The following is a 9,470-nucleotide window of genomic DNA, read 5'->3' as shown; positions in this document are numbered from 1 at the left end:
CGGTCATCCGAAACCGCTGGCCAGATTATAGCCACCGACCTGCCGCGCGAGAACACCTGTTCAGACCGCCGGTTCGCGAAAGCCGGCCGCCCCAACCCCCAATTTCAGGCCATTTTTTGGGTCAGCGGGAATTGCTGCTCGCAAGCTGAACTGAAAACGGCGGCTCATGGCTGGTACTCCGGCGACTCCCAGGCCGATCTATAGGTCGTGTACTCCCGTTCTACCGCTCGGTACACCAGGGCGACCAGCGCGGCCCACGCCATCACGGAGAAAAGCACCCACAAGCGAGCTGAAAAACGGCGGGGCGTGGGGGTAGTTTAGCAGATTCGGTCGGCGCAGGTAATTATAACAGCCGCGTGTGCCACTCCAGTCCGCCGGGCAGTTCGCCGGACGCAAACTCCAAATGAATCACTCGACGGTGACCTGGATGGTCCGCGGCGGACGAGGAGTGCAACAGCAGCGGCCGCATCAACAAGGCGCCGCCTTGGGGGACGCAACAGGCGCGCTCCTGGCCGGTCTGTTTCCACTGTTCGATGGCCGCGGCCGACAGCCTACCAGACCCGTGCGAGCGAGGAATGACGCGCAGCGGCCCATCGCGCTGGCCGCAGTCGTCGAGATGGATGCGGACGGCCAGCATGCGTTCGAGAACTTCGGCGGGCGGCTGCACGTGAGGTACACCATCCTTGACCGACCAAGCCTGAAAGCCAGCCACGTCGACACGCTGTCGGACGGCAATCGTCAGATCTTGGTGCCAGGCGACTTTCCAGTTCGCCAGGGGTAATTTGTCGAACCACAGCCCGCGGACCGCAAAAGCCGCCTTACCCAACACCGGCACCACCAGCGCCCGGATGCCTTTTGAAGTCGCGAGCTCGACGACCTCCGGCACGCTCAACAGGTCTCGTCGCCCATAGGCCGCAGCACGGCCAGGGTGGTGCTTATCAACGGCTGCGATTAACAGATCCGCTTGGCGACCGTCGATGACATGCGGAACGATCGAGAAGCCGTCGGGTTCGATTTCGATCACGTCGTGTGTCTACCGCTCGCGGGTCGCCCAGGCGCGCATCGACCTGTGGCGGCCTCGCCTCGCGTACGCTCAAGCGATTCGACGCGCGACGCGAGGCTTTGCACGGTAGCCGTAAGCTCCGAGCTCAATCCAGTGCTGATCGCGGTCATGAATCACCGTGGAAAGAATGGTTTTGCACCGACTTCCATATTATCGAAATGTCGCCGAACAAGCGACTGCAGTCCGCAAAGCTCGCTGCTACAATGACTTATGCCGTGCGGCAACTTTTTGGCATTTTCTTTGAGTACATTTCGGCCCTTCCGGCGCTTTAAGGTCAATGGCGAACGAACCGGCTACCACGGGCGCCGCCGCCCCGCCAGGGCCCGACTCGCCCACTGTCCAAGGCGATGCGGTCCAAGGCGATGCGGTCAATGGCGACGCCTTGCCGCTCGATGTGGCCCGGCTGGTCCGCGAACATCAAACCGGCGTGTGGCGTTACTTGCGAGTGCTGGGTTGCCCGGCCGCCGAAGCTGATGATTTGACACAAGACACCTTTTTGGCCGTGCTCACCAAACCGTTTCAAGACTATAACCGCCAGGCCACCGCCGCTTACTTGCGGCAGGTCGCCCGCAATCTGTTCCTCTCCGGCCGGCGCCGCGCCGTGGCCACCACCGAGTTGGACGAGGCCGAAGCCGCATGGCTGCGCTGGGCGGCCAAAGACGACGGCCAAGAACTGATGGACGCCTTGCGCGCGTGTCTGCAAAAGCTGACCGATCGGGCACGGCAGGCCCTCGATCTGCGGTTCGGCCGGCAGGCCTCGCGGGCCGACATCGCCACGGCACTGGAACTGAGTGAAGACGGTGCCAAGAACCTGTTACAGCGGGCCAAACAGCAGCTTCGCGAGTGCATCGAAAAAAACTTGGCCGGCGAAAGGCGGGGCCCGTGAACGACCGGATTCTGGAAGCTTGTTTGGAAGAAGCCCTGGGCGGCGCGCAGACGCCGGACTTGACGGATAAGATCGTCGCCGCGCTCAGGGAGAGACGGAGCGAGGAAGCGAGGGAACGACAGAGCGAGACGATGCGCAGCGTCCCCCCTGCGCCACGTCCGATTGTCGTTCCCTCGCTCTCTCTCTCACGGGCGTCCCGCCTCGCCAACGGCGGGCCCGAGGTCGCCGAGGCAAATCGCTCGCACTCAACACGCTGGCTCCCGCTGGCGCTGGCGGCTTCGCTCGTCATCGTGGCCGGCGGCTATTGGGTCTTCTCCGCGGGCGGCCGTTTGCAAAAGGCCCGCCCGCTCGTGGCCGAGCGCTCAAAACCATCGAGGCGGCCATCGGAAGCGCAACCGCGTCCGGCGGCCAAGGCAACCGATCGGGCGAACGCGGCGACCAGGCCTATCGATGTAGCGACCAGGCCTATCGGTGTAGCAACCAGGCCTGTTCCTTCTGTGCGGCGCGCTGAAGGAAACGAAATCCGTTCCAACGCCGCCGATGCGCCGGCGATTGCCGGCGGCGCGGTTACAACGGCCCCCGAGCGCGGATTGTCTACGAAAACCACGGACCACGGACCACGGACCACGGACGATCCAAGCACGGCCGGCAATGCACTGGCAGCCGCCTCGCTGGAAAGCGCTCTCTCGACCTCGGCGACGAGCGACGCCCAAATCATCGCCTACATCAATGCGGCACTCAAAAGCCGTTGGAAAGAGGCGGGCGTCCGGCCATCGCCGGTGGCCACCGAAAGCGAATGGTGCCGCCGCGTCTATCTCGACCTGATCGGCCGCATTCCCACGATCCACGAGCTGGAAGCGTTCTTGATCGACAATGGGTCTAAGGGCGGCGCTCGCAACAAGCGGGCAAAACTCGTCGATCGTTTGCTGGGTGAAGGCCCGCATGCTGACGATCAGTATAGCGACCAATATGTCGAGACATTCGCCCGATATTGGACGACGCTGTGGACCAACTTGCTGATCGGCCGCACGGGCGGCATGGAGCCGAACAGCCCCGTCAACCGCGAGGGTCTGCAGCAATATCTCCGCCGTTCGTTCTTGGCGAACAAGCCGTACAACCAGTTCGTTTATGAATTGATTAGCGCCAGGGGAGCGAACCGGCCGCTCGAGGTGGCGTACGGTAACTCCGAATACCGTAACTCGGAATACCGTAATTCCGAATACAATGGCGCCGTAAACTTCTTGCTGCAACACCTGCAAGAGCGGGCGGCGCCGGCCACCGCCAAGACCGCGCAGATTTTTTTGGGTCTGCAATTGCAATGCACGCAATGCCACAACCATCCGTTCAACGATTGGAAGCAGAACCGCTTCTGGGAACTGAACGCCTTCTTCCGCCAGGCACGTGAAGAGCGGGAGCGGGAAGGGAACCAGCTTAAGGTGGTGCGGCTGGTCGACGAAGATTTTGCCGGCGAAGGAGGCGATCCGCGCGAGGCGGAGGTCTACTTCGAGCTGCGCAACGGCATCTTGCAAGTGGCCTATCCGACGTTCATCGACGGCACGAAGATCGATCCCAACGGGCTGGTGTCGGTCGTCGATCGCCGCCGCGAGCTGGCCCGGCTGGTGAGCCGCTCGAACGAGTTGAAGGCGGCGATCGTCAATCGTCTGTGGGCGCATTTTCTGGGGTACGGGTTCACCAAGCCGGTCGACGATCTGGGTCCGCACAATCCGCCTTCGCACCCGGAGCTGCTGGCCCGGCTGGGCGAAGAATTCGCCGGGCACGGTTACGACCTGAAGCGGCTGATGCGTTGGATCGTGCTCAGCGACGCCTACGCCCTGTCGAGCAAGTTCGGCCCGAAGCTGGGCAACGCGGCCGACGACCCGACGATGGGCGCGCCGCCGCTGTTTAGTCATTTTTACCTGCGGCAGATGTCGGCCGAGCAGCTTTACGAGTCGCTGCTGGTGGCGACTGGGGCGGACCGCACGCAGGCCGGTTATGAAGAGCAGCAACGCCTGAAAGACCGCTGGCTGGAGCAGTTTGCCATCGCCTTCGGCACCGACGAGAACGACGAAGCGACCACGTTCGACGGCACCATCGCCCAGACCTTGGTGATGATGAACGGCGAATTGACACGCAAAGCCACCCGCGGCGAGACCGGCAGCTTCTTGTCGCAGCTTTCGCCCAAGGCCGAGCGTGCGCTCAATGAGTTGTATCTGGCGGCATTGGCCCGGCGTCCTTCGCGCGGCGAGGTGCAGGTGGCCAACAGCCTGTTGACCGCGCAGTCCGGCAACACCACCACCGCGCTGGAAGATATATGGTGGGCACTTTTGAATAGCAATGAGTTTATCTTGAATCACTAGGTGGGTGGGACCAGCGAGCTTGCGAGCGCCGGCCCACCGTAAACGACGTCACTATCGGTGGGCCGGCGCTCGCAAGCTCGCTGGTCCCACCCTATGAAACCCAAAAACCAAAGACCTGTAATTCGTTGGGCAACGACCGCAGCCGCCGCTATAATGACGGCTGGGCCGCCACCCAGCAAAACACCCCTCCCAGGAGAAGAGCCATGTTCCGAACGTCCGTCACGCCCGCCGGCATGAGCCGCCGGCATTTCATGCAACACCTGGCCGGCGCGTCGGCCCTGGCCTTGCCCGCCATCAACTTCACCAACGCCCTGGCCGCCAGCGCCGCGGAGTTGAAGAAGAAGCACAAAGCGTGCATCCTGCTGTGGATGAGCGGCGGACCGAGCACGATGGACATCTGGGATCTGAAGCCGGGCACCAACACCGGCGGGAAGTTCACGCCGATCGACACCACCGGCGACCTGCGGATCTGCGAGCACATGCCGCTGATGGCCCAGCAGATGAAGCACGTGGCCGTGGTCCGCTCCATGAGCACGCGCGAGGCCGATCACAACCGCGGCCGCTACTACATGCACACCGGCTATGTGCCCAGCACCACGGTCGATCACCCCAGCTACGGCGCGGTGGTGGCCCATGAGCTGGCCGATCAGGTGCCCGACCTGCAGATTCCGCCGTTCGTCTCGATCGGCGGCGCCAGCGTGGGGCCGGGCTTCTTGGGCATGACCTACGCGCCGTTCGTGGTCGACACCAATGGCGACGTGCGCAACTTGAAGTTCGATCTCGATCAGGCCCGCCTCGAGCAGCGGCTGCTGACCTTGCGGACCATCGAAGAGAACTTCGCCAAGCAGAGTCGCGGCGACGAACCGAACGACCACAAGAAGATCCTGGAGAAGACCATCTCGCTGATGACCAGCCAGCAGATGGCGGCCTTCAAGACCGACAAGGAGCCGAAGGAAGTGCTGGAGCGGTACGGCGTGATCGGCGCCCCGGCTGGCCGCGGCATGGGCATGGCCAATCCGGGTTTTGCCCGTGGCTGCTTGATGGCCCGCCGCCTGGTGGAAGAAGGCGTGTCGTTCGTCGAAGTCGACTTCGGCGGCTGGGACAACCACCAGAACATCTTCACCACGTTCGAGAACAAGCTGCCGCAGCTCGACCGGCCGATGAGCGCCTTGATCGAAGACCTCGATCAGCGCGGCATGCTGCAAGACACGGCGATCGTGTGGATGGGCGAGTTCAGCCGCACGCCGCGGATCAACGGCACCGCCGGCCGCGACCACTGGGCGCGGAGCTGGAGCGTGGTGGTGGGCGGCGCCGGCATGAAGGGCGGGCAGGCCATCGGCGCCACCAACGAAGACGGCACCGCAGTCACGACCGAGCCGTACACCTCGGAAGACGTGATGGCCTCGGTATTGAAGGCCCTGGGCGTCTCGCTGGAAAAGACCTTCACCAGCAAGAACAACCGCCCGATGAAGATCGCCAACTCCGGCCGCGTGATCAAAGAGTTGTTCTAATCGCGCCTGGCAAAGTCGGACCGACGAGCATGCGGTGGGCCGGCGAGCTTTGCGCTTCGCCGGCCCGCTTTGCGGAGGAGGGAGAGACCGAGAGAGACCAACGACGGGGTCGGTTACGAGCCCACAGCGCAAGCCTTCCGGCACGAGGGTTACAAGACTCTGAATCGCTTGAAACGCGCTGACTAAAAGTCGCCGTCCTCAGAGTATCTGAGGGCAATCGGTATGATATAATCTGCCGGGGAGGAGGTACGAACAGGCTTGTCGTGATCTGTGGATCGCGTGAGTCCGATCGAACGAAGGAGATTGTCATGATCGAGTTGACCGAGCAGCAAGTGTGTGCATTGGAGCAGGCGCAGACCAGTCCTCCCCGACTGGTCAATCCCAAGACGCAGCAGCGTTTCGTCCTGCTGCCCGAGGAACAGTACGCCCAACTGGCCGCTTATGACGCGGGTGCCTGGTCGGACGAGGAAAGAGATCTGCTGCGGGCTGAGACGCTTGAGGCCCTGGGCTGGGAAGGGATGGAACCTTATCAGGACGACCACCGATGAAGGTCCAGCGCGGCGACGTCATCCTCACACGAGTCCCGCACGCGGCCGGTGGCCGAGGCAAGAAGCGGCCGGCTGTCGTCATCCAGGCGGATAAGTACAACCAAAGTGAGCGGCACATCATTGTCGCCGAGATCACCAGCAACCTAAGCCGCGCCGCGGACGCGGCGAATCTCCTGATTGAGATAACGACTCCAGAAGGCCAAGCCACTGGACTGGCTCAAGATTCTCTCGCAACCTGCCTGCAACTGGCCACCATCAGCGAAGACCGGGTCTCCGCCGTCATTGGTAAGCTGTCGTCGGCAATGTTGGTCAAGCTCAATGGTTGTCTGAAAGTCATTCTGGAGATCACCTGAGTATCTCAGGACGTGATGACGGCGTTGCCGCTCTTCGCTGCCTTGATGATCGCCGCAGCGACGCGGCGATTCTGCACGGCATCTTGCGCCGTCACCAACGGTTGCGATTCGCTGCGGATCATGGCGCGGAAGTGGTCGAGTTGTCGCTCGAGCGGAGACGCGTGCTCCCAGTGCCCGCGACGGCGATCTGTAGTTTAGCCATTCGTCTTCCTCCGCTCTCTCCCCTTTATCCCCCGGCGGCATTCCCGCCGGTGTGCTGCGCGTGGGACGCCGTAGTGACGTGCTGCTTCGGGCGGAAGCGGTCCGGCCCGCGCTCGGAGGGCGAATCGACCTCGATGCCCATTTCCGGAAGCGTGTCGCGGGGGTTGACCACGACTTGTTCGCCCTCGCTGGCGCCGCGGCGGATTTCCGCCATGCCGTCGTCACCGCAGGTCCCCAGCTCGACGCGCCGCGGTTCAAGCGTGCCGTCGTGTTCGACCCACACGAACGCGCCGTCGCGCTCCTTGACCACGGTCTCCAACGGCGCGCGGAGCACGTCGGGCCGGTAGTCGAGCAACAGTGCCACGTCGGCGCTCTCGCCGGGCCGCAAGCCGGGCGACGGCTCTTCAATCTTCGCCACGACGACAAAGTATTTCAGGTGCTGCTGGCTGCTGCGCATCGGGAACGGCTGGTTGGAGATCTGGGTGACCGTCGCCGGAAACTCGCGGCCGCGCACACGCACCGCGGCCCGCTGCCCCGGCCGCAGTCGCAACACCGAAGACTCGTGAACCAGCACTCGCGCCTGCATCGTCGCCAAGTCGGGCAACCACAGCACCGCCTGCCGCTGGCGCACGAACACGCCCGCCTCGATCTGGGGACCGTCGCTGCTGGAGCGGCGGGGGTCGTTGGCATAGATCGCCAGTCCGCTGTGCGGTGCCCGCACGGTGCAGTGGTCGATCTGCTGGTGATAGCGGGCCAACTGCTTCTGTGCCAACTCGAACTCGGCGGTCGTCGAGCGGACCAGTGCCGCGGCCGTCGCCAGCCGCGTCTCGATCTCTTGCGTCATTTTGGGGCGGTTGTAATCTTCCAGCACGGTCTTGGCCCGCCGGGCAATGTCAAGCTGCAGCTCGGCTTGTTCCACGCCGAAGGCGCAGGCCTGGACTTGCCCGTGCCCTACATAGCCCGACCGAAACAATCGCCGGTGGGCCGCCAGCGTTTGTTGTGCCAAGCGCAGGTTGTGCCCGGCCGTGGCGATGGCCGCGTCCGCTTGCTGGTTCAGCTCGACGAACGTGCCTTGCACATATTCGGGCAAGGCCAGCCGCGCCGCCGACAGCTCGTGCTCGGCGGCGATCTGGGCCGCCCGTGCCTGTTCGACGACGATCGCCTGCTGGCTCAGCAAATCTTCGATGGCCGACGAATCGAACCGCACCAGCTCATCGCCCTGATTCACGTGAGTGCCGTCGGGCACAATCCACAAAATCGTGCTGCCGCCCTTCACCCGGCAGGTGATATCGAAGTTGTGCGCGCTTTCGACATTGCCCTCGACATCGAGCGTGGCCACCACGTCGCCGCGATGGACGACGGTCATTTCCGGCAGGTCCGCCGGCGGGCGACGCAGCAGGGGCAACGCACACGCCAGTGCGGCAACCGCCACGCCCATCACGGCGCAGCATCGCCAAAGGCGAAAAACAACGCCAGCGGGTACGGTGGGCGCGACGGCCATCAACGTCTTGGTGAAAGTCAAAAGGTAGGCAAGCGTTTTCGCCGGGCACGCGGTGGGCTGTGGGGTGCCGGCGAGGCGGGTCAATCCATCACTGAATGTTGATGGATTGAGGCCGGCGAGTCAAGAACGGTTCCCATGCACGGGGCCGCGAGCGCATGGCTGCTGCTCAAATGATGTGCGTAGTGGTCCTCTGGCTGCCTGTTCTTTGAGCAATTTTTTTGTCCGTGCGGCGAAGCAGCCCGCCGGCGTTCCTCGGGCTGCGGTGAGAAGTCGAAAAACATCCGGTCCCAAGCCAACGGCGCGGTAGAACACGGGGAGCCAAGCAGGCGGACGCCTGCAACTGATCCAATCCCAAGCCAGTCGCGAGATAGAACACAAGAATGGTTTGGTTCCGAGCGGACGCCGCCGGCTTGCCCGGCGGAGGCTGGTTTGAGCGGCCGCTCTGTAGACAGCCCGCGTCAGCAACCGCCGGGCGAGCCAGCGGCATGGCCTGCGCCACCCAGGCGTGGGAGTGGCGGATGGACCGTGGCGAGACGTAAAGCAGCGCAAGCCAACGCCGCGCCAGAATGACGCACGATGCCGGAAGCCCGCGCCGGAAACATACCACCGCGGAACTACGAGATGCTGAAATCCCTCGGGTTTTTCCCGTTATTGCAAATTGGACTAAACCGCTGCGCGGTGGCGAGCCCGCAGGCGGGGGGCGATGGAAGTGATGACGCCAAGCTGCATGACGGGTCGTCAGAAAGCCCTGGTCCGGTGGTAACGAAGATACCGAATTTGACGACTTGCGCGCGCGTGTGGAGGTCCGCGCATGCTGGGAAGGTGAGCGCGATTCCCGTCTCCGGCACTTCCAGAAGGGCACTCCCATGACTCCTCTTCGCCAGCGTCTGATCCAGGATCTACAACTTTGCAACCGTTCCGCGGGCACCATTCGCTCGTATGTCAGCCACGTCGTGGGCCTGGCGCGGCACTATCGACAGTCGCCCGAACGACTCAGCCAAGAGCAAGTCCGGGCCTACCTGTTGCACCTGACGCAAGAACGACGCGTTT

9 protein-coding genes are annotated in these 9,470 nt (G+C 63.5%); 7 read left to right on the top strand and 2 right to left on the bottom strand.

The features are described from left to right. The coding region (locus VNH11_35370) for a hypothetical protein (GenBank protein ID HVA51675.1) at positions 1–204 on the top strand (204 nt) is incomplete at its 5' end. Positions 205–343: 139 nt separating this feature from the next. On the opposite strand, the gene VNH11_35365 is transcribed toward VNH11_35370, so the two are convergent. Next, positions 344–1,024 (bottom strand): phytanoyl-CoA dioxygenase family protein, encoded by a 681-nt coding sequence (locus VNH11_35365; protein HVA51674.1) that lies wholly within the window; start codon positions 1,022–1,024, stop codon positions 344–346. Positions 1,025–1,340: 316 nt separating this feature from the next. On the opposite strand from VNH11_35365, the gene VNH11_35360 reads away from it, so the two are divergent. From VNH11_35360 to VNH11_35340, 5 genes are all read left to right on the top strand, one after another. Then, the gene (locus VNH11_35360; protein HVA51673.1) at positions 1,341–1,949 is read left to right on the top strand and encodes a sigma-70 family RNA polymerase sigma factor; all 609 of its coding nucleotides are present in this window, start codon (positions 1,341–1,343) and stop codon (positions 1,947–1,949) included. A 590-nt stretch (positions 1,950–2,539) separates the two neighbouring features. Further along, positions 2,540–4,306, top strand: coding sequence for a DUF1549 and DUF1553 domain-containing protein (locus VNH11_35355; protein ID HVA51672.1), 1,767 nt, complete (start codon positions 2,540–2,542; stop codon positions 4,304–4,306). A gap of 203 nt (positions 4,307–4,509) precedes the next feature. Next, complete coding sequence (locus VNH11_35350; GenBank protein ID HVA51671.1) at positions 4,510–5,817, top strand: DUF1501 domain-containing protein; 1,308 nt, start codon at positions 4,510–4,512, stop codon at positions 5,815–5,817. 308 nt (positions 5,818–6,125) lie between these two features. Continuing rightward, positions 6,126–6,365: a hypothetical protein gene (locus VNH11_35345; GenBank protein ID HVA51670.1), complete on the top strand. Its 240-nt coding sequence runs from the start codon at positions 6,126–6,128 to the stop codon at positions 6,363–6,365. Further along, positions 6,362–6,718, top strand: coding sequence for a type II toxin-antitoxin system PemK/MazF family toxin (locus VNH11_35340; GenBank protein HVA51669.1), 357 nt, complete (start codon positions 6,362–6,364; stop codon positions 6,716–6,718). Before VNH11_35345 ends, VNH11_35340 begins: the two co-directional genes overlap by 4 nt. Positions 6,719–6,944: 226 nt before the next feature. Here VNH11_35340 and VNH11_35335 read toward each other — a convergent pair whose 3' ends face one another. Further along, a complete protein-coding gene (locus VNH11_35335) occupies positions 6,945–8,420 on the bottom strand; it encodes an HlyD family efflux transporter periplasmic adaptor subunit (protein ID HVA51668.1) in 1,476 nt (491 codons plus the stop codon). A gap of 866 nt (positions 8,421–9,286) precedes the next feature. On the opposite strand from VNH11_35335, the gene VNH11_35330 reads away from it, so the two are divergent. Next, a partial coding sequence (locus VNH11_35330) for a phage integrase N-terminal SAM-like domain-containing protein (protein ID HVA51667.1) occupies positions 9,287–9,470 on the top strand: 184 nt, incomplete at its 3' end.

Source organism: Pirellulales bacterium (assembly GCA_035533075.1).
GTDB lineage: Bacteria > Planctomycetota > Planctomycetia > Pirellulales > JAICIG01 > DASSFG01.
The sequence above is the reverse complement of the archived record's forward strand: the minus strand, read 5'-3'. Positions and strand labels throughout refer to the sequence as shown.

Bases quoted from the DNA above. Each gene is read 5' to 3' on its own strand.
- VNH11_35360 (HVA51673.1), top strand. From the start codon at position 1,341: ATGGCGAACGAACCGGCTACCACGGGCGCCGCCGCCCCGCCAGGGCCC.
- VNH11_35350 (HVA51671.1), top strand. From the start codon at position 4,510: ATGTTCCGAACGTCCGTCACGCCCGCCGGCATGAGCCGCCGGCATTTC.
- VNH11_35345 (HVA51670.1), top strand. From the start codon at position 6,126: ATGATCGAGTTGACCGAGCAGCAAGTGTGTGCATTGGAGCAGGCGCAG.
- VNH11_35340 (HVA51669.1), top strand. From the start codon at position 6,362: ATGAAGGTCCAGCGCGGCGACGTCATCCTCACACGAGTCCCGCACGCG.
- VNH11_35335 (HVA51668.1), bottom strand. From the start codon at position 8,420: ATGGCCGTCGCGCCCACCGTACCCGCTGGCGTTGTTTTTCGCCTTTGG.